General features: G+C 36.4%; 19 protein-coding genes. All 19 read left to right on the top strand.

Features of this window, described 5'->3' with window-relative positions; genetic code table 11:
* Positions 1-59 precede the first annotated feature (59 nt).
* The gene (der, locus tag CPHY_RS12345) at positions 60-1,385 is read left to right on the top strand and encodes a ribosome biogenesis GTPase Der (protein ID WP_012200405.1); all 1,326 of its coding nucleotides are present in this window, start codon (positions 60-62) and stop codon (positions 1,383-1,385) included.
* A 21-nt stretch (positions 1,386-1,406) separates the two neighbouring features.
* Positions 1,407-2,036 carry a glycerol-3-phosphate 1-O-acyltransferase PlsY gene (gene plsY / locus CPHY_RS12340; protein ID WP_012200404.1) on the top strand — a complete coding sequence of 210 codons (630 nt, stop codon included), beginning with the start codon at positions 1,407-1,409 and terminating at the stop codon, positions 2,034-2,036.
* A gap of 54 nt (positions 2,037-2,090) precedes the next feature.
* Complete coding sequence (locus CPHY_RS12335; protein ID WP_012200403.1) at positions 2,091-3,095, top strand: NAD(P)H-dependent glycerol-3-phosphate dehydrogenase; 1,005 nt, start codon at positions 2,091-2,093, stop codon at positions 3,093-3,095.
* Positions 3,096-3,111: 16 nt separating this feature from the next.
* Positions 3,112-3,753 (top strand): RpiB/LacA/LacB family sugar-phosphate isomerase, encoded by a 642-nt coding sequence (locus CPHY_RS12330; protein ID WP_012200402.1) that lies wholly within the window; start codon positions 3,112-3,114, stop codon positions 3,751-3,753.
* Positions 3,754-3,788: 35 nt separating this feature from the next.
* Complete coding sequence (gene udk, locus CPHY_RS12325; protein WP_012200401.1) at positions 3,789-4,418, top strand: uridine kinase; 630 nt, start codon at positions 3,789-3,791, stop codon at positions 4,416-4,418.
* 64 nt (positions 4,419-4,482) lie between these two features.
* Complete coding sequence (spoIVA, locus tag CPHY_RS12320) at positions 4,483-5,958, top strand: stage IV sporulation protein A (RefSeq protein ID WP_012200400.1); 1,476 nt, start codon at positions 4,483-4,485, stop codon at positions 5,956-5,958.
* A 470-nt stretch (positions 5,959-6,428) separates the two neighbouring features.
* Positions 6,429-7,523 (top strand): C40 family peptidase, encoded by a 1,095-nt coding sequence (locus tag CPHY_RS12315; RefSeq protein ID WP_012200399.1) that lies wholly within the window; start codon positions 6,429-6,431, stop codon positions 7,521-7,523.
* A gap of 428 nt (positions 7,524-7,951) precedes the next feature.
* Positions 7,952-9,628, top strand: coding sequence for a MutS-related protein (locus CPHY_RS12310; protein ID WP_012200398.1), 1,677 nt, complete (start codon positions 7,952-7,954; stop codon positions 9,626-9,628).
* Between the two features lie 27 nt (positions 9,629-9,655).
* Positions 9,656-10,132 (top strand): ribonuclease HI, encoded by a 477-nt coding sequence (gene rnhA, locus CPHY_RS12305; RefSeq protein ID WP_012200397.1) that lies wholly within the window; start codon positions 9,656-9,658, stop codon positions 10,130-10,132.
* A gap of 78 nt (positions 10,133-10,210) precedes the next feature.
* Positions 10,211-13,009: a DNA mismatch repair protein MutS gene (gene mutS, locus CPHY_RS12300; RefSeq protein ID WP_012200396.1), complete on the top strand. Its 2,799-nt coding sequence runs from the start codon at positions 10,211-10,213 to the stop codon at positions 13,007-13,009.
* A gap of 32 nt (positions 13,010-13,041) precedes the next feature.
* Positions 13,042-15,129, top strand: coding sequence for a DNA mismatch repair endonuclease MutL (gene mutL / locus CPHY_RS12295; RefSeq protein ID WP_012200395.1), 2,088 nt, complete (start codon positions 13,042-13,044; stop codon positions 15,127-15,129).
* Between the two features lie 62 nt (positions 15,130-15,191).
* Positions 15,192-16,133, top strand: coding sequence for a tRNA (adenosine(37)-N6)-dimethylallyltransferase MiaA (gene miaA, locus CPHY_RS12290; protein WP_012200394.1), 942 nt, complete (start codon positions 15,192-15,194; stop codon positions 16,131-16,133).
* Between the two features lie 43 nt (positions 16,134-16,176).
* Positions 16,177-17,481: a methionine gamma-lyase family protein gene (locus CPHY_RS12285; RefSeq protein WP_012200393.1), complete on the top strand. Its 1,305-nt coding sequence runs from the start codon at positions 16,177-16,179 to the stop codon at positions 17,479-17,481.
* A 180-nt stretch (positions 17,482-17,661) separates the two neighbouring features.
* On the top strand, positions 17,662-17,937 hold the full coding sequence (locus CPHY_RS12280) for a DUF4321 domain-containing protein (protein WP_012200392.1): 276 nt from the start codon (positions 17,662-17,664) through the stop codon (positions 17,935-17,937).
* A 35-nt stretch (positions 17,938-17,972) separates the two neighbouring features.
* Positions 17,973-18,671, top strand: a complete 699-nt coding sequence (gene radC, locus CPHY_RS12275) for a RadC family protein (protein WP_012200391.1) — start codon at positions 17,973-17,975, stop codon at positions 18,669-18,671.
* Between the two features lie 58 nt (positions 18,672-18,729).
* Positions 18,730-19,755: a rod shape-determining protein gene (locus CPHY_RS12270; RefSeq protein WP_012200390.1), complete on the top strand. Its 1,026-nt coding sequence runs from the start codon at positions 18,730-18,732 to the stop codon at positions 19,753-19,755.
* Between the two features lie 244 nt (positions 19,756-19,999).
* A complete protein-coding gene (mreC, locus tag CPHY_RS12265) occupies positions 20,000-20,860 on the top strand; it encodes a rod shape-determining protein MreC (protein WP_012200389.1) in 861 nt (286 codons plus the stop codon).
* A 29-nt stretch (positions 20,861-20,889) separates the two neighbouring features.
* A complete protein-coding gene (gene mreD, locus CPHY_RS12260) occupies positions 20,890-21,399 on the top strand; it encodes a rod shape-determining protein MreD (RefSeq protein WP_012200388.1) in 510 nt (169 codons plus the stop codon).
* A complete protein-coding gene (locus CPHY_RS12255; protein WP_012200387.1) occupies positions 21,399-24,248 on the top strand; it encodes a penicillin-binding transpeptidase domain-containing protein in 2,850 nt (949 codons plus the stop codon). Before mreD ends, CPHY_RS12255 begins: the two co-directional genes overlap by 1 nt.
* Positions 24,249-24,297: the final 49 nt, after the last annotated feature.

Genomic DNA, 24,297 nt, shown 5'->3' with positions numbered 1-24,297 from the left:
AAGTAGATTTGGTATGATTCGTTAATAAAGGGCGCAAAAGCGCCAGAATAGAGGTTTAAATGAGTAAATCGATAGTTGCAGTAGTGGGTAGACCAAACGTTGGAAAATCCACCTTATTTAATGCTTTAGCAGGTGATCGTATTTCGATAGTTAAGGACACTCCTGGTGTTACAAGAGACCGTATCTATGCTGATATTACATGGCTTGATAAGCAGTTTACACTTGTTGATACTGGTGGTATTGAGCCGGAAAGTAAGGATATGATGCTTACTTATATGCGTGAACAGGCAGAAATTGCCATTGCAACTGCAGATGTAATTATGTTTGTAGTAGATGTTCGCCAGGGTCTTTTAGATGCAGATAATAAAGTTGCGGATATGCTTCGTAGATCTGGTAAACCTGTCATATTGGTTGTAAATAAAGTTGATAATTTTGATAAGTTTATGCCAGATGTTTATGAATTTTATAATTTAGGTATTGGTGATCCAGTACCAGTATCCGCAGCCTCGATGTTAGGGTTTGGTGATTTGCTTGATCTTGTGGTTGGACATTTTCCACCAGAAGCTTTGGAAGAGGAAGAAGATGAACGCCCTCGAATTGCGATCGTTGGTAAGCCAAATGTTGGAAAATCTTCGATTATCAATAAGTTACTTGGAGAGAATCGTGTAATTGTTTCTGATGTTGCAGGAACAACAAGAGATGCTATTGATACCGCAGTAACTTGGAATAAGAAGGATTATGTATTTATTGATACCGCTGGGCTTCGTCGTAAGAGTAAGATAAAAGAAGAACTTGAGCGTTTTAGTATTATTCGTACGGTAAGTGCTGTAGAGCGTGCAGATGTTGTAGTTGTGGTAATCGATGCCAATGAAGGTGTTACCGAGCAGGACGCAAAGATTGCAGGAATTGCACACGAACGTGGAAAAGGTATTATTATTGCAGTTAATAAATGGGATGCTATAGAAAAAGATGATAAGACAATTTATAAGTATACAAACCGTATCCGTGAAATCTTATCCTTCTTACCTTATGCAGAAATTATGTTTCTTTCTGCGAAGACAGGTCAGCGTGTAACAAAATTATTTGATTCCATCGAAGTTGTTATTCAAAATAGAAATCTTCGTATTTCAACCGGTGTACTCAATGAAATTATGATGGAAGCTACAGCACTTCAGCAGCCACCATCCGATAAAGGTAAGAGACTTCGTTTGTACTACATTACTCAAGTTGCTGTAAAGCCGCCAACCTTTGTTATCTTTGTAAATGATAAGGAATTAATGCACTACTCATATACCAGATACATTGAGAATAAAATCAGAGAAGCGTTTGGCTTTTCAGGAACATCATTAAAATTCTTTATTCGCGAACGTAAGGAAAATGACTAGTAAATTCGGGGGGATATTGTCATGGTTTGGAGAATAATAATATGTCTGTTGTCTGGGTACGCCTTTGGTTGCATCTCTACTGCTTATGTTGTAGGAAAAATCAATCATGTGGACATCCGTAAATACGGAAGTGGAAACGCTGGCACAACAAATGCTTTAAGAACGCTTGGTTGGAAGGCGGGAGCTATCACCTTTTTAGGTGACTTCTTAAAAGCAGTTATTCCAATCATTGTATTTCGCAATATTATTTTTAAAGATGTTGAGTATAATCAACTCCTTGCATTATATATGGGCCTTGGGATTGTACTTGGTCACTGCTATCCATTTTGGTTAGGGTTCAAAGGTGGAAAAGGGATAGCAGTAACCGCTGGTGTTATGGCAGCATTTGATCCATTATTGATACCATTTTTTATCGTTATTTTTGTAGCAGTTGTTATCCTTACGAAATATGTATCTGTTGGTTCTATGTTAATATCCATTCTGCTTCCTGTTTGGATTTTAATTTGTTATCCTGGAGAGCTACATATGTTTATTTTAGGGCTTTTATATGTAGCGTCTGCGATATTCATGCACCGTGCTAATATTAAGCGTTTGCTAAATGGTACCGAAAATAAAATTGGTCAGAAGGTAAAAATAGAGAAAAACAGCTAGGACACAAAGTTGCTATTATTATAAAAGGCGCGATGCGTCAGAATCGAGGATAGAATGAAAATTAGCGTTCTTGGTGCGGGGACCTGGGGAACAGCACTTACAATATTACTTAGTAATAATGGGCATGAAGTGACACTATGGTCTGCGTTAGAAAAAGAAGTGGTAGCATTAAACACTGATAGGAGAAGTATTCCAAATCTTCCTGAAGCAGTGTTGCCGGATTCAGTAGTAGTGACCAATTCTCTTAACGATGCTTTTAGTGCTCCAGAATTTGTTGTATTTGCAGTTGCTTCACCTTATGTTAGAGCAACCGCAAAGAGGGTTTCGTCCTATGTAAAGGATCATATGATTATTGTAAATGTTGGTAAAGGGATTGAAGAGACTACACTTGATACCTTAACTGATATTATAGAGGAAGAAATTCCGAATGCAGACGTGGCTGTTATGTCTGGCCCAAGCCATGCAGAAGAGGTTAGCCGCGGAATTCCAACTACTTGTGTAGTTGGTGCAAAATCGAAAAAAACAGCATCTTTAATCCAAGATGCATTTATGAATGATTGTTTCCGAGTTTATACAAGCCCTGATATTATTGGTATCGAGTTAGGCGGTTCGTTAAAGAATGTAATTGCACTTGCTGCTGGTATTGCCGATGGTCTTGGTTTTGGTGATAATACGAAGGCAGCCTTAATGACTAGGGGAATTGCTGAAATTAGCCGTCTGGGTATGAGGATGGGTGGTAAGCTTGAGACTTTTTCTGGATTATCCGGTGTTGGTGATTTATTTGTAACCTGTACAAGCATTCATAGCCGTAATCGTAATGCTGGATATCTAATTGGACAAGGTTATACGATGAAAGAAGCAATGGATGAAGTGAAACAGGTTGTAGAAGGAGTTTACTCTGCAAAAGCTGCATTAAAGCTTGCAAAACAATATGAGGTTGAGATGCCTATTGTAGAGCAGATTAACTTAGTATTGTTTGAAAATAAATCTGCGAAGGCAGCAGTAAGTGATTTGCTACTTCGCGATAAGACACAAGAAAACAATTCATTAGAATGGTAAAAAAGGAGATAAACAAATGAAAATCGCATTAATTAATGAAAACAGCCAAGCGGCTAAAAACTCAATAATTTATGAAAGTTTAACAAAGGTTGTAGAGCCAATGGGACATGAAGTATACAATTACGGTATGTTCGGTGCTGAAGATCCAAATTCCTTAACTTATGTACAGAATGGTATCTTAGCAGCAGTATTATTAAACTCTAAGGCAGCAGATTATGTTATTACAGGCTGCGGTACTGGTGAAGGTGCTATGCTTGCATGTAATTCCTTCCCTAACGTAGTATGTGGTCATGTAGTGGATCCATCCGACGCTTTCATGTTTTCACAGATTAACGATGGAAATGCAATTGCTCTTCCATTTGCAAAGGGATTTGGCTGGGGAGCTGAATTAAATCTTCAATATATTTTTGAAAAGTTATTTGATGGAGAAAGTGGACAAGGTTATCCAAAGGAAAGAGCTATCCCAATGGAGAAAAATAGAAAGATATTAAATGAAGTAAAGAAAGTTACTCATGTTGATTTAGTTACAATCTTAAAGAACTTAGACCAAGAGTTAGTAAAGGGTGCTTTAAGTGGTGCGAAGTTTAAAGAATACTTCTATGCAAACTGTCAGTGTGACAAGATTAGAGCTGCAGTAGCTGAAATCGTAGGGGAATAAGAAAAACAAATGTTAAATAAGTTTTGGAGGCATAGATGAAAGAGGTAATAGTAATCGGAGTAGCAGGTGGATCTGCTTCTGGAAAAACAACGGTCGCAGCACGTTTAAAAGAGGAATATAATGATAATGTCGAATTGATTTGTCATGACAGTTATTATTTAGCACATGATGATATGCCTTTTGATGAACGTGTAAAAATTAATTATGACCATCCGAATGCGTTTGATACGGAGCGTATGTTAAAAGATATCCGTAGTTTAAAGCAAGGAATAGCGATTGATTGTCCGGTATATTCTTATTCGGAACACAATCGTACCAAGGAAACAGTCCATATAAGAGCAACGAAGGTTATTATTATAGAAGGCTTCTTAATCTTTGAAAACAAAGAACTCCGCGATCTGATGGATATTAAAATATTTGTGGATACGGATGCAGACGAGCGTTTAGTACGCCGTATTTTACGAGATGTAAAAGAACGAGGTCGTAGTTTAGAGTCTGTTATTACGCAATATATTAAAACAGTAAAGCCAATGCATGAGCAATTTGTTGAGCCAACGAAAAAGCATGCAGATATCATCATTCCCCGTGGTGGTGAAAATCAAGTGGCACTTCAAATGGTAATGAACCGAATTAAAGCAATTGTAGAAGAAGAGACAAAGAACTAAGAATATTTTGCTTGCCCCTTTCATATATATTACTAGCTTGTAATTATATGGAAGGGGTATTGTTATGGATAATTTTAATGTATACAAAGACATCAAAGCCCGAACCAATGGAGAAATATATATCGGTGTTGTTGGCCCGGTTCGAACGGGAAAATCCACTTTCATCAAGAGATTTATGGATTTGATAGTAATACCGAATATAGAGGATGTACATAGTAGAGAGCGTGCCATTGATGAATTGCCACAGAGTGCTCAAGGGAAAACAGTAATGACAACAGAACCAAAGTTCATACCGAAGGAAGCAGTTGACATTCAAGTTCTTGGTGATGTTGATTTATCCGTTCGTATGATTGATTGTGTTGGTTACATGGTGGAAGGTGCTCTTGGTCATACGGAGAATGAACAGGAACGTTTGGTAAAGACTCCTTGGTTTGATTATGAGATTCCGTTTACTCAAGCAGCAGAACTTGGGACGAAGAAGGTTATTAATGATCACTCTACCATTGGAATTGTCGTAACTTGTGATGGAAGCTTTGGTGAAATTCCAAGAGATAACTACGTAGTGCCAGAAGAGAGAACGATTGAAGAGCTAAAAAGGATTGGAAAACCATTTGTAGTTTTATTAAATTCCAATCATCCTTTGTCAGAGGATACCAAACTGTTATCTGAAAAGTTAAGTGAAAAATATGATGTTATGGTAATGCCAATCAATTGCGAACAATTAAAGAAAGAAGATATCAACAAGATTCTTAGCAATGTTTTATCCGTATTCCCAATTACAGAAATCAGCTTTTATCTTCCAAAATGGATTGAGATGTTTCCTAGAGATCATTACATTAAAAAATCAATTATTGAAACAGCGAAAGAGATGCTTCGAAAGCTTCGTCTAATGAAAGATGTTAATGATGAAAACTGTAAGGTAGACAATCCATATATTAATGAGTTTAAAGTAGATAAGATGGTAATGGAAGATGGGAGTGTCAGGATGATCGTTGACATTGATAATCGCTTCTATTACGACATTATTAGCGAAATGACAGGGATCCCTGTAAGCGGTGAATACGAATTCATGAAGATGATTAAAGAGCTTGCAGCAAGAAAACAAGAATACGAGAAAGTTAGTAGTGCTTGCGAACAAGTAAAGCATAAAGGTTATGGAGTGGTATCTCCTTCCCAAAATGAAATTGTTATTGAAGAACCGCAAGTAATTCGCCATGGTAATAAATATGGTGTTAAGATTAAAGCTAACGCTCCTTCTGTGCATATGATTCAGGCCAATATTGAAACAGAAATTGCTCCTATCGTTGGAACCGAAGAGCAAGCACTTGACTTAATCGCGTATATGAAGGAACAAGCACAGACTTCTCCAGAAGGTATCTGGGAGACGAATATCTTTGGTAAAACGATGAAACAGTTAGTGGATGAAGGAATTGCTTCCAAGATTAATAAAATGAATGATGACAGTCAAATGAAACTTCAAGAAACCATGCAAAGAATTATCAATGAAAGCAATGGTGGATTGATTTGTATTATCATTTAACCGCTTTGACTAAGGATTTTTGCGGGAAAGGTGTTGCCTCATTAGTGTGTAGCTAGTGAGACAGCACTTTTTTATTTTATAGAAAATTGTTCTGCAACTTCTTATAAATATAAAACTCTTCGAGGGAAGCGTATTCAACCTTCGGGTTCAGCAAAGTGAAGTGTGTTCGCCTAGACAAAGTGGCCTTGCTTCCCGTGCTTGAAATCTAGTGAGCATAAAGTAGTGAGACCGCTTTGTAGTTATTCTGCACAAGAGATGAAAGATTTTTGATCTAGTTATTGACAACACTGCTAGATATTGGTACAATATTTACGTAATATTTGTAATAGTTACGTAATATATTAATAATAGATAGAATGCTACTCTTACTTTTACAAGATTTTATTATTAGCAGCATCTCTTTATAAGCTGTGATTAGAAAGATTTTTTAAAAGTAAGAAAGAAGTAAATCAAAATCTAGGAGGTACGTCATGAAGCAGGCTATAAAGAAAGTAACGACAGTCATGACTATAGCAGCGGTTTTAGTTTGTTCTTCGCAAGCTATCACTACGAAGGCAGAAGAAATAAAAGAGGAAAAATCCTTAGGTGGATTATCTAAAGTTTTAGATGACTATAACAACGAAGGTATCTCAAAAAAATCAGATTATACAACTTTATTATCCACTCAGATTTCTATTCCCGAGAATATAGCAATTGCGAAATGCAATGATTATGTTAATATAAGAGAAAAAGCAGGCACCTCCTATAATATCGTCGGTATCTTAACAAAAGATTCATACGGTATTGTTTTAGAAGTTACAGATGGATGGGCAAAGATACAATCTGGCTCTGTAACAGGATACGTTTCAACGGATTATCTCTATATGGGAACGGAAGGTGTAGCAAAGGCAAAAGAGTTAGCTAGTCTATTAGCAACTGTTACAGCAAACTCTGTTAATGTAAGAAAAGAACCATCTACCCTCACAAGAGATAATATAATCGAGGAAGTAGTAAAAGGAGAAGACCTCGCAGTATTAAGTGCAGAGGTAGTTACGAAAAATGACCCAGGTGCTGTTCTCTGGGTAAAGGTTGCATTGGATGATTCTGAAGGAGAAGAAGTCATTGGATATGTAGCAAAGGATTATGTCGATGTAGGATTCAAATGGAAATCTGCTTCTAAAGTAGATATTGAAGTTGCGAACTCTTCACCGTTACGATATAACTTAGTGAATGAATCGAAAAAATACATAGGATTACGTTATGTTTGGGGTGGTACTAGTTTAACCACAGGTGCAGATTGCTCCGGATTTGTATGGGCTGTCTATAAAAAGTGCGGATTGAATGCATCAAGTATTGGACTTCCAAGAACCTCTTCTGAAATGGCTAGTGGAGGGACCAAAGTTACCAGTGCAACAATTAAACCAGGAGATTTAGTTTTCTATGGTGACAGTAGCGGACGTGTAAATCATGTAGCGATGTATATTGGAAACAATCAAGTAATTCATGAGAGTGGAAGACAAACAGGCTGTAAGATTTCTAATATGTATTATCGTAAAGTAGTTACAATGAGAAGTTATTTACAGTAGAATAATAGGGTGTCGAATTCAGATATATTAATTTCTGTTTCGACGCCCTTTATAATACCATTGACATTAATAGTTGATATTCCTATAATAATAAACAGTAATATACAACAAACACATTTTATTACTCATGATATAGAGAATCTGAAAGTAGATTTATATTACTATGGGTTTAATGCATGTTTGTGCCGCCTTTGGTGGCATGTTTTCAAGTGTGAAATAAAATCATTTCATTCTTTTAATTAAAGTAGTATCAAATCTGCAAGCTGATTTGATATGCAACGAGTTTAGTATGAAAAAAACATTTCATACTTTTTATTAAGGAATAACAAATCTGCAAGTAGATTTGTTATGCAATGGATTAAGTATGAAATAAATAACATTTCATACAGCTAGACAAAAAGACTTAAACAGAAGAAAGGGAATCCTACATGCTGCCTGTAATGTTGATAATTATTGCTTGTGTTGTTGGTATTGTAATAAAAATAGAATACGATAAGACAAACAGTAAAAAGAAATTAATCGTGAAATTAAACCGCCAATGGGGTGATGTACCAAAAGAAGAATTTAGTCAAGAAAAATTAAATTCAATCGCTACTTACTATAAAGCAATTCAAAGGGAATCTGGAGATATTGATGCTATTACGTGGAATGACCTTGATATGGACCAGATTTTTATGACGGTAAACAGCACCTGTAGTGCTGCTGGTGAAGAATATTTATTTGCTTTACTTCATCAACCGGAATTCTCGGAAGAAAAATTATTGGAACGTAACCGATTGATTGAGTTTTTCCGTACAAACAAAGAAAAACGTTTGGAAGTACAGACAATTCTATCTGGTATGGGTAAGATGCGAAACATTAGCGTATATGAATATATGAATCGCCTCAATAACCTTCCAAGAGAAAACAATGCTACTCATTTCTTTTTAGTACTTTCTGTAGCAATTGCAGTAGGCTATATCTTTGTAGATCCTATGATTGGATTTTTATTAACTGCAGGTACAGTAATTAATAATATTGTTCGTTACTATAAGCGTAAGGCTGAGATTGAAAAGTATTTTCAAGTTGTGACTTATATTATCAGATTATTAGATAGTGCTAAGAAGTTAAGTGAAGTTGATGTTGAAGAAATTAGCAAATATAAGGACAAGCTTAGTAAGATTTCCAAAAGCTATGCAGGATTTCGTAAAGGGGCAGGAGTGGTTGCTTCAAAAAATCCGAATGGAAGTCTTGCAGATATGTTTTTAGATTATATTCGTATGATTTTTCATATCGATTTAATCAAATTTAATTCGATGATGAATACCTTTGATGATAAACAAGGAGAATTAAACAGTGTCTATGAAATTTTAGGTATGATTGATAGTATGATAGCAGTTGCATCTTTTCGTGAATTAATGGAGGTATATTGTCTTCCTAAGCTTACAAAGAGTACGAAACCGTTTCTTGAAGCAGAAAATATCTATCATCCGATGTTAAATGGACCGGTTAAAAATAGCATCAAAGAACACAGTAGTGTATTAATTACAGGTTCGAATGCATCTGGTAAATCTACTTTCATAAAGACACTTGCAATCAACGCAATTTTAGCACAGACAATTTATACGGTTATGAGTGACGAATACCATGCAAGCTTTTTCAAGGTTGCATCTTCCATGGCGTTACAGGATAACCTTTATGGCAATGAAAGTTACTATATTGTTGAAATCAAATCCTTAAAGAGAATTCTTGATATGCTAGAGGATGAAGTTCCAACTTTATGCTTCGTCGATGAGGTGCTTCGTGGTACAAATACTTTAGAGCGTATTGCAGCGTCTTCCCGTATTTTATTAAGTTTAGCAAAAGGAAATGCAATGTGTTTTGCAGCGACTCATGATATCGAGTTAACGCATATCCTTGAGAAGTACTATTCCAATTATCACTTTAGGGAACAGGTTGTGGATAATAATATATTATTCGATTATGTTTTATATGAAGGCAGAGCAGTTTCTAAAAATGCGATTAAACTTCTTAGTATCATTGGTTATACCGACGATATTATTGATGCTGCTACAGATTCTGCAAATGAATTTTTAGAGAATGGGGAATGGAAGGTTATCGAATAGATAACCTCCTTCTTAATGGAGGATTTTATGAAGGTTACCATTTATACAGATGGTGCCGCCAGAGGAAACCCAGATGGTCCCGGTGGATACGGAACCATCTTATCTTATATAGATTCTACTGGTGTAGAACATATTAGGGAATACTCGGGTGGTTATAAAAAAACAACAAATAACCGAATGGAGCTCATGGCAGCCATTGTCGGTCTTGAGGCTTTAACGAAGCCTTGTGTGGTGACGCTTTATTCGGATTCACAATATGTAGTGAAAGCATTTAATGAACACTGGCTTGATGGCTGGATAAAAAAGGGTTGGAAACGTGGCAAGAATGAGCCTGTAAAAAACGTTGATTTATGGAAGCGCTTACTTGCTGCTAAAAATCAACACGATGTTACCTTTTGCTGGGTGAAAGGACACGACGGACATCCGCAAAATGAACGCTGCGATGTACTTGCGACAACAGCAGCAGATGGTGGAAATTTGGCAGATGATAACGTAGTCGAATAAAGTCAATTTGGCTACATCAATTCGTTAGATACAATGTGACTCTCTGTCACGAAACTGTTAAGAAAGGAAGAACGTAAGATGGCACAACTAACTCCAATGATGCAGCAATATGTGGAGACAAAAGAACAATATAAGGATTGTATTCTTTTTTATCGTTTGGGTGACTTCTATGAAATGTTCTTTGAAGATGCCTTAGTAGCCTCTAAGGAATTAGAGATAACCTTAACCGGGAAGAATTGCGGGCAAGAGGAAAGAGCTCCTATGTGTGGGATACCTTACCATGCCGCAGAAGGGTATATTTCTAAGCTAATTGGGAAGGGATATAAAGTTGCGATCTGTGAACAAGTAGAAGATCCTAAGTTAGCGAAAGGAATTGTAAAACGAGAGGTTATCCGTATCGTTACGCCTGGAACGAATCTAAATACCCAGACATTAGATGAAACGAGAAATAATTATCTTATGGGAATTATCTTTACCGACGAACATTGCGGTATATCAACGGTTGATATTACAACAGGTGATTACTACGTAACTGAGGTCGAGAACAACCGTAAGATTTTAGATGAAATATATAAATATACACCTTCGGAAATTGTTTGTAATCCAGAATTTTTTCACTGTGGGCTAGATGTTGAAGATTTAAAAAATAGATATCAGATAGCAGTATCCACCTTTGAGGACTGGTATTATGACAGCGAACAAAGTGTTAAGACATTAAAGGAACATTTTAAAGTAGGCTCTTTAGACGGTCTAGGATTAAAAGATTATTCTGTCGGGGTGAATGCAGCTGGTGCTATCTTAAAGTACCTTTATAACACTCAGAAGAATTCACTTAGTCATTTGACACATATAACGCCATACGTTACAAGTCGCTATATGGTGATAGACAGTTCCAGTAGAAGAAATCTAGAATTGACGGAGACACTTCGTGAAAAGCAAAAACGAGGGTCTCTTCTTTGGGTATTAGATAAAACAAAAACAGCCATGGGAGCTAGAATGCTCCGTAGTTTTGTAGAACAGCCACTGATCACAATGGATGAGATTTCAGCTCGTTATGATGCGATTTCAGAACTGAACGACAATGTGATAACGCGGGAAGAAATACGAGAATACTTAAATTACATTTATGATTTGGAACGCTTGATGGGAAAAATCAGCTATAAGAGTGCAAATCCAAGAGATTTAATTGCCTTTGCTTCTTCACTATCTATGCTTCCACATATCAAATACTTGTTATCAACCTGCGAATCCGCATTGTTAAAACAAATTCATGAGGAGATGGATGCTCTTGATGACTTACAAAACTTAATTGATCGCTCTATAGCAGAAGAACCACCGATTGGAATCAAAGAGGGTGGCATCATAAAAGAAGGTTTCCATACAGAAGTTGATACCCTTCGAAAAGCGAAAACAGAAGGGAAAGTATGGCTTGCAGAACTGGAAGCGAAAGAAAAAGAGCAGACAGGAATTAAGAATCTAAAGGTAAAATACAATCGTGTCTTTGGATATTACCTAGAAGTGACGAATTCTTATGCAAATCTGGTACCGGAAAACTGGATAAGAAAGCAAACGTTATCAAATGCCGAACGTTATACAACACCAGAACTTAAGGAATTAGAAGATAAGATATTAAATGCAGAGGATCGTTTATTCTCTCTTGAGTATGATTTATTTGCCGAAATTAGAGATCAAATCGCTGAAGAAGTAAAACGAATTCAAAAAACTGCAAAAGCGGTAGCGAACATTGATGCGTTTGCTTCACTTGCCTATGTTGCAGAAAGAAATCAATTTATCCGTCCTGAGTTAAATACCAACGGAACGATTGACATAAAAGAGGGAAGACATCCAGTTGTAGAACAAATGATACCAAACGATATGTTTGTGTCAAATGATACGTATCTTGATAATGCTGAGAAAAGAATCTCCATTATCACAGGTCCTAACATGGCTGGTAAATCTACCTATATGAGACAAACAGCGTTAATTGTATTAATGGCTCAAGTAGGAAGCTTTGTTCCTGCATCTTATGCAAACATTGGTATTGTTGATCGTATTTTTACCAGGGTAGGTGCGTCTGATGATTTAGCAAGCGGTCAGAGTACCTTTATGGTGGAGATGACGGAGGTGGCGAATATCCTTCGAAATGCTACGAAAAACAGTTTATTAATCTTAGATGAAATTGGCCGTGGTACGAGTACGTTTGACGGACTAAGTATTGCATGGGCAGTTATTGAACATATCAGTAATACATCAATGCTTGGTGCAAAGACATTATTTGCGACGCATTACCATGAGTTAACAGAATTAGAAGGCAAGATATCCGGTGTTAATAATTACTGCATTGCGGTGAAAGAACAAGGAGAAGATATTGTCTTTCTTCGAAAGATTATAGGAGGCGGAGCGGATAAGAGTTATGGCATTCAAGTTGCAAAACTTGCCGGTGTTCCAAACTCGGTATTAGTAAGAGCAAGAGAAATTGTGGATCAGCTAAGTGAGAATGACATTGCAGAAAAAGCAAGACATATTGTGTCTGCTGCGGAAATTTCCAATCTTACACCAGAAACCGAAGGCGAAGTGAATACCAATAAAATGTATACCACTAAAGTGAATGCAACTGAAGTGATTACAACTGAAGTGAATACAGCTAAAATGAATACCACTGAAATGGTAAGTAATCAGGAGTCTGTAGAACAGCCAAGAAACTTTGGCCAGATGTCATTTTTCATAACAGAAGATACAAAACAGAAAAAAGCGTCCTCAGAATTTTCTGAAAAGTTAGTGCAGGAAATAAATCAGTTTGACCTTGCCAATATGACTCCGGTGGAAGCATTGTTAAAATTGGATAAATTACAGAAAAAAATACGTTCTCACACTTAAATAATGAGAAATTTGATGGAAAGGAGGATACTATGGCAAAGATAGCATTATTAGATCAAAGTACGATAAATCAAATTGCAGCAGGTGAAGTTGTGGAACGCCCCGCTTCCGTGGTAAAAGAATTAATTGAGAATGCCATTGATGCTGGTGCAACCGCAGTTACCGCTGAGATTAAGGATGGCGGGATAAGTTTTATTCGAATCACTGACAATGGAGCAGGAATAGAAAAAGACGATATTCCAACGGCCTTTCTAAGGCATTCCACGAGTAAAATTCAGAGCATCGAAGATTTATTAACGATTGGGAGCCTTGGGTTTCGTGGAGAAGCATTATCCAGTATCGCGTCCGTAGCTCAGGTGGAGCTTGTTACGAAAACAAGAACTGCTTTCACAGGGATACGATATCTAATTGAAGGTGGAGAAGAACAGAGCATGACAGAGATTGGTTGCCCTGACGGAACTACGTTTATTGTTCGAAATTTGTTTTTTAACACTCCTGCAAGAAGAAAATTTTTGAAATCTGCGATGACGGAAGCGTCCTATATCAGTGACTTGATGGAACGCCTTGCTGTTTCGCATCCGGATATATCCTTTAAGTTCATTAATAATAACAAGACGGTTCTTCATACATTTGGAAACAGTCAATTAAAAGATATCATATACCATGTTTACGGCAGAACTATAGCAGCGGAAGTTGTTACGGTTGAGAATGGAAATGAACATATCAGTATCAGTGGTTATATTGGAAAACCAATCATCTCCAGAGGAAATCGTAATTATGAAAACTATTTTATTAATGGTAGATATATAAAAAGCAATATTATTAATAAAGCGATAGAAGAGGCATATCGTCCATATTCTATGCAACATAAATATCCATTTACTGCGATACATTTTAGTATAAATCCAGAATTTATTGATGTTAATGTTCATCCAACGAAGATGGAGGTTCGCTTCCATAACTTTGAAGAACTCTATCAGTTAACCTTGAATACCATAAGGGATGCGCTTAACAGTACGAATATGATTCCAAAGGTTAGCCTATCAGAGGAAAAAGAATCTATAAAAAAAGAGGCAGTGAGTGCTCCGGAGCCTTTTGAGGAAAATCGAAGAAAGCTTGAGAAGGAAACACGCGAGCGTAGCCATACGACGGATTATCAAGTGTCAAAGGGAAGAAATGTATCATGTAACCTAACACAGATAGATCCCAAGAAAGAAATAGACCCTGCTATTAAGGAAACAGAGATTGGCCGTTTAAGAGAGGTTACTCTCCAAGGAAATTTAAAAAATATAGAAGAACAGAAGTTAAGCGAAGGTGATTCCTCTTATAGGACAGCAGCTGAACATGCTTCCTATATGGAAAGTACTTATGCTCAGAATGAAACAATGAACACGCCTTCAATATCCTATGATATAGAAAAAGAAACAGTTACAAGTAATATAGCAGAAGAAATCAGTCAGATTTCGTTATTTCCTCAAAAAGAGGAAATAATTGAGAAAGAGAATTTACCAAAGGAGCTTTCGCTTTTATCAGAAGAAGGTATAAGACAAGCTCGTATTATTGGTCAAGCATTTAAAACTTATTGGTTTATAGAACTTGAAAATCAATTATATATCATAGATCAACATGCTGCTCATGAAAAAGTATTGTATGAATCTACGATGAAACGATTAAAAGAGAAGGAGACGATGTCTCAGCAACTCTGTCCACCAGTCATTCTAACCTTAAATCTTAGGGAGGAAGAAGCAATTAAAACACATAGGGAATTTTTAAGCATGCTTGGTTTTGAAATTGAACCATTTGGTGGGAAAGAGTATGCAGTCAGTGCTGTTCCAGCCGATATGTTTGGACTTGCTGGGGAGCGTTTATTAATCGAGTTCATTGATGATTTAGTAGAAGAGATTTCAAGAGGTACTCCTGATGTGATTTTAGAAAAGATTGCATCGTTATCCTGTAAAGCAGCAGTAAAAGGAAATTATAATTTAAGCGTGGAAGAAGCAAACGAGTTATTGAAACAATTATTAACCTTAGAAAATCCTTTTCATTGTCCACATGGACGACCAATTATCATTTCGATGACGAAGTATGAATTGGAGAAAAAATTTAAGAGAGTGCTATAGCAATACTATAGCAATAAAAAGCGAGTGCTATAGTATTGCTATAAGAAATTGAGGTGAATTAGTTGCAACCATTGGTCATTCTAACAGGACCGACGGCAGTTGGAAAAACAAAATTATCGATTGATTTAGCAAAAAGTATCAATGGAGAAATCATATCTGCTGATTCCATGCAGGTGTATCGCCATATGGACATCGGAACAGCAAAAATCACACCAGAAGAGATGGAAGGTGTGACACATTATCTTGTGGATGAATTTGAGCCAGACGAAGAATTTAACGTGGTTAAGTTTAAGGACTGTGCAAAGGAAGCAATTAGAGAGATCTATTCAAAAGGAAAGGTCCCGATTATCGTAGGGGGAACTGGTTTTTATATACAAGCAGTCCTAAAGGACATAGATTTTACAGAAAATGATTCGGATACACCGTATCGGAAAGAACTTGAGGAGCTTGCTCAAACAGAGGGTGCGATAAAATTACACGATATATTAAAGCAATGTGATCCAGTAGCAGCCGAAGCTATTCATCCTAATAATATAAAACGTACGATAAGGGCAATAGAGTATTTTAAATTAACAGGGGAACCAATATCAAAACATAATGAGGAGCAAAGAGGGAATGAATCACCTTACCAATATGCCTATTTTGTTTTAAATAATGACCGTGAAATTCTGTATGAAAACATCGATCTTCGAGTGGATAAGATGCTTGATGCAGGTTTGGTAAAGGAAGTCCTTTGGTTAAAAGAACAGGGATATGATCGCTCTCTTGTTAGTATGCAAGGATTAGGTTATAAGGAAATCTATGCCTATCTGGAGGGGGAATGTTCTCTTGAGGAGACAGTTTATTTATTAAAAAGAGACACCAGACATTTTGCTAAGAGACAGCTTACTTGGTTTAAACGAGAGCAGGATGTAATCTGGTTATCGAAAAAAGATTATAACAGTGATGCCAGCATCCTTACCGAGATGGTAAAGATATTAACAGAAAAAGAAATCATAAAGTAGCGAGGAACTTCTCTCACTAAAGAGCAGCGCAGAAAGAGGAAAGATGAATAACGAATCAAACAAGAAAAAAATCATGGCGATGTATCAAGATTTAAAGATAAACAAGGAAGTACAAGAATTTTGTGAGGAGACTGTTCGTAGCTTAGAAGAGCGTTTTGATAGAATCGATGAAGTGGCCGAGTATAATCAGTTAAAAGTTTTAAAAGCAATGCAAGATAATCGAGTATCGGATACTCATTTTGCGGCCACCACAGGATACGGTTACAATGACTTAGGTAGAGATACATTAGAGGATGTATACGCAGCAGTTTTTCATGCAGAATCAGCTTTGGTAAGACCACAGCTAGTGAGTGGTACCCATGCTTTAACAATTGCTTTATCTGGTAACTTACGTCCTGGTGATGAGATTTTATCACCGGTAGGAAAACCTTATGATACGTTAGAAGGCGTAATTGGTATTACCGAATCTAGGGGATCGTTAAAGGAATATGGGATAACATATGCCCAAGTTGACTTACTACCAAATGGTGGATTTGATTATGATAATATCAGAAAGAGTATCAATGAACGAACCAAATTAGTAACAATACAACGTTCCAAAGGTTATCAAACTAGACCAACCTTATCCGTAGAACAAATCGGTGAGTTAATTACTTTTGTGAAAAGTATCAAACCAGATGCAATATGCATGGTTGATAATTGCTATGGTGAATTTGTGGAAACAATTGAACCAACTGATGTTGGTGCAGATCTTTGTGTTGGTTCTTTAATAAAGAATCCTGGTGGTGGTTTAGCACCAACGGGAGGTTACATTGTAGGGAAAGAAGAATACGTTGACAATGCTGCATTTCGATTGACAGCACCAGGACTTGGGAAAGAGGTGGGTGCGACTTTGGGGATTAACCAAACGTTATATCAAGGCTTCTTCTTAGCTCCTACCGTAGTAGCTGGTGCTCTAAAGGGTGCTATCTTTGCTGCAAATATCTATGAAAAATTAGGATTTCATGTTATACCAAACGGTACGGAGGAGCGTTATGACATCATTCAGGCGGTTACTCTTAAAACACCAGAAGCCATTATTGAATTTTGTAAGGGGATACAGGCAGCTGCTCCAGTAGATTCTTACGTAACTCCGGAACCATGGGAAATGCCTGGTTATCACTCTGAGGTTATTATGGCAGCAGGTGCGTTTGTTCAAGGTTCATCGATTGAGTTATCTGCGGATGCTCCAATTGAACCACCGTATGCAGTGTATTTTCAAGGTGGATTAACCTGGTATCATGCCAAATTTGGTATTATGATGTCTTTACAAAAATTAGTAGAAGCGGGACTTGTTGAGTTATCTTAAATAGTGTTATTTTGTGATATAAAACACCCAATTCCACAATTTATGGTGTACAAATATAGAGGGATATGGTATTATAAAAGTTGATTTAGTAGGTAGCAAATAGAATAAAAATCAGTATCACTGTGAAATCTTCAGAATTGTATTTAGTTATGAAAATGTTGCAAAAGAATGGAGAAAAACATGGCAAGACTAGCAGGAAAGAACGGATGGACTTTACTAATCTTTTTATTATCAGGTGTTGTACTTGGTGGATTTTTAGGTTATTTAGCAAAGGATGTCTCTTGGCTTTCATGGCTAAATTTTGGACAAGAATTTGGTCTTGGTTCACCGGATGGTACCGGTATAACAAGTCTTAATCTTGGCGTTATAATCTTATCTTTTGGTTTGCGCATTAAGATTACCATTGCAAGTATTTTGGGTATGATCATTTCCATAGTGATATACCGTAAACTGTAAGCTTAACTACTTGGAGAGAGTAGAATGGAGCTATAATGAAACAGTTTTTTTCCATGAAGGATCTTCCGGCTTCGGAACGTCCTTATGAAAAATGTGAACGAGATGGAGCGGCAGCTCTATCTGATGCCGAATTGATTGCGGTAATCCTTCGAACTGGTTCTAAAGAAACACGTTCTACAGAACTTGCTGCGAAGATATTAAGTTATTCGAACACTTATCCCGGACTTCGGGGAATTTCACGTATGACGCAAAAAGATTTTATGAGTATTCATGGAATCGGTAGAGTGAAAGCAATTCAGCTTCTTTGTTTAACAGAATTGTCGATTCGTATGGCGAAAGCAACTTTTGCTGATGGGATACGTTATACTGATCCAAGTTCTGTAGCTGAATATTATATGCAGGATATGAGAAGCTTAAAAACCGAACAATCACGGTTGCTGATGTTTGATACGAAAAGTAAGTTGCTTCGTGAGGAGATTATATCGATAGGTACAGTAAATGCATCTATCATGTCGCCAAGAGAAGTATTTTTATTGGCAGTGAAGTATGAAGCTGTCTATATCATATTGCTCCATAATCACCCTAGTGGTGACCCTACCCCTAGTAAAGAGGATATTGCGGTTACCAAAAGAATGAAAGAAGCAGGAGAATTACTTGGAGTAACACTTATGGATCATATTATTATTGGCGACAATAGATATATAAGTTTAAAGGAACAGGGAATAATATATTAAAACTTCCCAAGTAAGTAAGTAAGTAATGTAATTTAGTAATTTGGAAGGGAGACTTACTATGGCCGCAAAATTGTATGGGATTGATTTTGGGACAAGCACCATTAAGATATATAAGAAAAACGAAGGCGTTATCTTTGATGCAAAGAATATCATTGCGATAGCAGATAAAAAACGTGTCATCGCAATTGGTGACGAAGCCTTTGAGATGTATGGGAAAGCGCCAAGCAATATCGAAGTAGATTATCCTGTTAGAAATGGCGTTATTGCAAATATTGAGAATATGTTAACTCTTTTAAATCATGCCTTTGACCAGCTAGGAAAGAAGCATGGTAAGTTTACGGGCGCTGAATTTTTAGTTGCCACACCAACGGATATCACAGAAGTAGAGAAAAGAGCTTTTTTTGACTTAGTAGCAAATTCAAACGCAAAAAGTAGAAAAATTCGTATTGTAGAAAAACCAATTGCAGACGCTTTGGGTGCTGGTCTTAATGTGACGAAAGCACGAGGTGTAATGGTTGTAAATATTGGTGCAGATACGACGGAAGTCTCAATCATGTCTTTAGGTGGTATTGTATTAAGCAAATTGGTACCAGTTGGTGGTAATAAATTCGATGAATCTATTATTCTTAATGTAAAGAAGCAATATAATCTATACATCGGTCATAAGACAGCTGAAACGATTAAAAAAGAGTTGGCTTGTGCTTTGAAAGGTGAAGAAAAAACAATAAAGGTATATGGTAGAGATGTGGTTACGGGCCTTCCTATGGAGAAGGAGATCACCTCCTCCTTTGTCTATGAGACGATATCAGAACATCTATTGTCTATCATAGATTCCATGCGTATTATCTTAGAGAGAACTCCACCAGAGATTTCTTCTGATATAATTGACCTTGGTATCTATATTACCGGCGGTTCTGCCAATATCAAATATCTCGATCAGTTGATGTCACATGACACCGACCTTAAAATTAATATTTGTAATGATCCTGCCAATACAGTAGTGAATGGACTTGGTAAAATTATCGAAGATCCTAAGCTAAGTTCTTTGGCACTCACTATAAAGCAAACCTATTATGGAGCATAGTGTGAAAGAATTTTCTTTCACATGGATATTCGTGCCTACATTATCCTTGGCACAAATATCCAGCCTACTGCAGGCATGTTTTCAAGTGTGAAAGTAGAATTCAATTTTCCTACTTATTATTTAAAACAGTATCACATCTGCGCGCAGATGTGATATGCAATTGGTGTTATTCTCCCTATAGTGAGATCACAGAAAAGCTTATTAAGCGCAAATCATGCGCAAGAAAAGGGGTTAATGGTAAATCATGAGAAGAAAAACGCCTAAGATTTCAATTCAGCCAAAGCATGTGCTGACTTTTTGCACAGTGATATGTCTGATTTTGATTTTCTTATCATTTCGATATGAAACCTTATTAAGCCCAGTAAAAACTGCGGTTGGGGGTGTTGTTACTCCGATGCAGAAGGGGATTAATACGTTTGGGAGTTTCTTATCTGATAAATTAGATACATTAGCAAATATGAGAGACTTGATGGATGAGAACGAGAAGTTAAAAAGTCAAAATGAAGCTCTAAAAGTAGAGAATAGTATTTTGATTCAGGATCGATATGAGCTTGATGGACTTCGAAGACTCTTCGAGGTAGACCAGAAATATGCAGATTATCCAAAAGTTGCTGCAAGAGTTATCTCTAGAGACTCCAATAGCTTTTATAACGTATTTACAATTGATAAGGGATCAAAAGATGGAATTAAGGTAGATATGAATGTGCTTGCTGGAAATGGTTTGGTTGGAATCGTAACAGAGGTTGGTGTAAATTATGCCAAAGTACGTTCAATTATCGACGATGCTAGCTATGTCAGTGGTATGTTTTTAAAGACTTCAGACACCTGCGATGTAAAAGGTGATCTTCAGTTATTAGATGATGGAGTAATTCGGGTAGAGGCAATCAGTATGAATGCAGATATCAAGGATGGCTATGAAGTAGTTACTTCCCATATTAGTAATAAATATCTACAGGGAATCTTGATTGGTTATGCTTATGATATTAAAGTGGATTCCAGTAATATGGTGAAATCAGGATATCTTCGTCCAGCAGTTGATTTTGAGCATCTGGAGGAAGTGTTAATTATAACAACATTAAAGGAAAAATTAGAAAAGGGAGAGTAATCCTTTTTTAATTAAGATAGGGGTAAGACGTGATACGAGTTTTGGTAACCTTAATACAAATCTTAATATGCTTTTTACTTCAGAGCGCAGTGTTTCCGACCTTTAAACTCGCGGGTGTCGTTCCGGATTTATTGTTGGTTCTAGTAGTAACCGTAGCATATACCAGAGGTATCTTTTCTGGTATGTTTACTGGTTTGGTCTGCGGACTTTTATTAGACTGCTCCATCGGTGATGTGATTGGTATCTATGGAATCCTTTATATGTTCCTTGGTTATTTTAATGGCTATGCAAACAAGATTTATGACAAAGAGGATTACACAATTCCTGTGCTTTTAATTACTGCAAGTGAATTTGTATATTGTTTCTTCTACTATGTAGCGGAATTTTTATTACGTGGTAGACTAAATTTAGGATTTTATGCTTATCGAATTATGTTACCAAGAGTAATTTATACTGTACTTGTTGGTATTGTATTTTATAAGCTTTTTCATATGATACATTTGGGTTTAACCAAGTTAAGCAATAAGGAGGGATCGTAGTGCTTGATGTTTTACTTGATAAACTAAAGAAATTGTTTTCATCGCGTATGATTCCTATTAACTTGATTTTTATGGGAATGTTTGCTGTTTTAATCTATCAAGTGTTTGTAATGCAGATTGTAGAGGGTACAGCTAACACCGTAAGTGAGGAATATTTAAATAGCGAACCAAGAGAAATAAAAGCTACTCGTGGAAACATTTATGATAGAAATGGAAAATTACTAGCGACTAATGAATCTAGTTATTCTATTGTTATTAGTGACAGTGGGCTTTTAAAAACAAACGCAGATAAAAATGCGATGATTCATAAGTTAATTAAGTTACTTGAGAAATATGGATATGATATTGAGTTAAACTTTAATATTATTATCGATAATAACGGTGAATTAGCGTTTGATATTTCTGGTGATCAATTATTACGTTTTAAGAAGAATGCATACTGTAAAACGCATATTAGTAAGCTGGAAGAGGGCCAGAGAAATGCAACTGCTCAAGAGGTATTTGATTTTCTAAAGTATGGTGTTAGCGGGTCGCCGATGTTTCGAATCTCTGATGAATATTCTTTAGAAGATGCCCTAAAAATTATGACGGTTCGTTACCAATTGTTGATTAATGTACCAAGTTATAACCAGATTACGATAGCTTCAAACGTAGATAAAAAAACTGTAGCGGCAGTGAAGGAAAACTTGGCAGATATGCCAGGGGTCGAAGTAAAGTTAGATACATCTAGGGTATATAACGACAGCATTTATTTTGCGCATATCTTAGGGTACACCGGTCTCATCAATTCTACAGAATTGGAAAAATTAAATGAAGCCGAAATAATTTATGGAGAAACAGATGTTGTTGGTAAAACAGGTATAGAAAAGGAAATGGAAAGCTATCTGGTTGGTACAAAAGGGGAATCAACCTTAACTCTAAATGATAGCGGTAAGGAACTTGATGTAAAAGTTACAAAAGAACCTGTTACTGGTAATGATGTTTATCTTACAATAGATCGTGACCTTCAAGTTGCAAGTTATCATATCTTAGAGAAGAACATTGCAGAAATTTTACTATCCGTTATTACTCCAGATATGGATTACGGCGGAAAAGGAGTAAATGCTGCGAAGATAAAAGTACCAATCTATGAAGTTTACAATGCATTATTAAATAATAATGTTGTTAATATAGCTCATTTTAAAGAGGATGATGCGACAGACTTAGAGAAAAATGTATACCAAAAGTTTTTAGATAAACGTGTTGGAATTTTTGATAGCTTAAATAATTTATTAAAGGTTGATAGTACGGTTACGAATAGTGCTGCAGGAACAGAGATGGAAGAGTATCTACAATATGTATACTCGAAACTTTCTTCTAGCCAAGTCGGTATAGTCTTATCTTCTAAGATTAACAAAGAAGATCCACAGTATCTAAATTACAAGGATAATAAACTTAGCCTTAGTAAGTTTTTACAGTATGCGATTACTCAAAACTGGGTTGATTTATCTAAACTTGGTGTAGGTACAGAATACTATAGAACAGATGAACTATATGAAAAACTTAAAGATTATGCTATGAATTTATTAGTAGATGACAAGGAGTTTGAGAAGAAGATTTACCGAACCCTAGTCTTTTCAAAAAAATTAACAGGAAGAGAAATTTGTCTTTTATTATTTGACCAAGATGTGTTAGAATATAATGAGAATGACTATGCGAGATTAAATAGTGGAAGTCTTTCTGCTTATGATTTTATTACTACAAAGATCAGAAATCTCGAAATTACGCCGGGACAGTTGGCTCTTGAACCTTGCAGTGGTTCTATTGTAATTACCGATTCAAAATCCGGTGATGTCCTAGCAATGGTTACCTATCCTTCCTATGATAATAACTATCTAGCCAATAAAATTGACTGGAATTATTACAGTAAGTTATTGGAGGATAAGGCAACTCCATTAATTAACCGTCCTACGATGCAGAAAACAACGACTGGTTCTACTTTTAAACCATTGATGACTTTTGCAGGATTTGGTGAGAAAGTTATTAATACATCTACTAGAATCACTGACAGAGGTATTTTTGAAGAAATCGTTCCTTCACCAAAATGTTGGAAATACCCAAGCTCGCATGGTACACTCGATGCAGCTCAAGCAATTCAACATTCCTGTAACTACTTTTTCTATGAGACTGCAAATCGTTTATCAAAAAATGACAGTGGTATTTATAAGGATGCGATTGGACTTGAAAAGATTCAAAAATATGCGCAGATGTTTGGATTCGGTGATGTATCTGGGGTAGAAGTGGAAGAATCAAAACCTGAGATATCGAATACCGATGCGATTCGAACAGCGATTGGATATTATCATAATTTTACTCCGACACAGATTTCTCGTTATGTAACGACCCTTGCAAATCGTGGTACTTGCTTTAACCTTACTTTATTAGATAGGGTTGAAACAAAGGATCATAAGATGATTTATGAAAATCAGGCAAGTGTTTACAATAAGATTACTGAATTCACAGATGAACAATGGAATATGGTACAAAGAGGTATGTATCTTGTAGTTAACTCCTCCGCTAACTCCTTAGACCGTCTCTATGGGAACCTAGGAGTAACTGTGGCAGGTAAAACTGGCACAGCGCAGGTTAGTAAAACAAAACCTAACCATGCTCTATTTATAGGATATGCACCATATGAGAATCCAGAAATCAGTATTACCTGTATTATTCCGAATGGTTATGCTTCTGCGAATGCTGCAAAGATGGCGCGCGAAGTACTGGGATATTATTTTAATGGTGAGAATAAAGAAGCTCTCTTAAATGGAGATATTACTGCAGGCTCCGCAACTAACATTAAGGTGTCTGACTAGGATAGACCAGAAAGGATATGCAAAGCATAAATGCATATGCAAAGTGTTA

Origin of the sequence: Lachnoclostridium phytofermentans ISDg, assembly GCF_000018685.1 — a bacterium.
Lineage (GTDB): Bacteria > Bacillota > Clostridia > Lachnospirales > Lachnospiraceae > Lachnoclostridium > Lachnoclostridium phytofermentans.
Note: the sequence above shows the minus strand (reverse complement) of the source record. Positions and strands in the feature narration are given on the sequence as shown.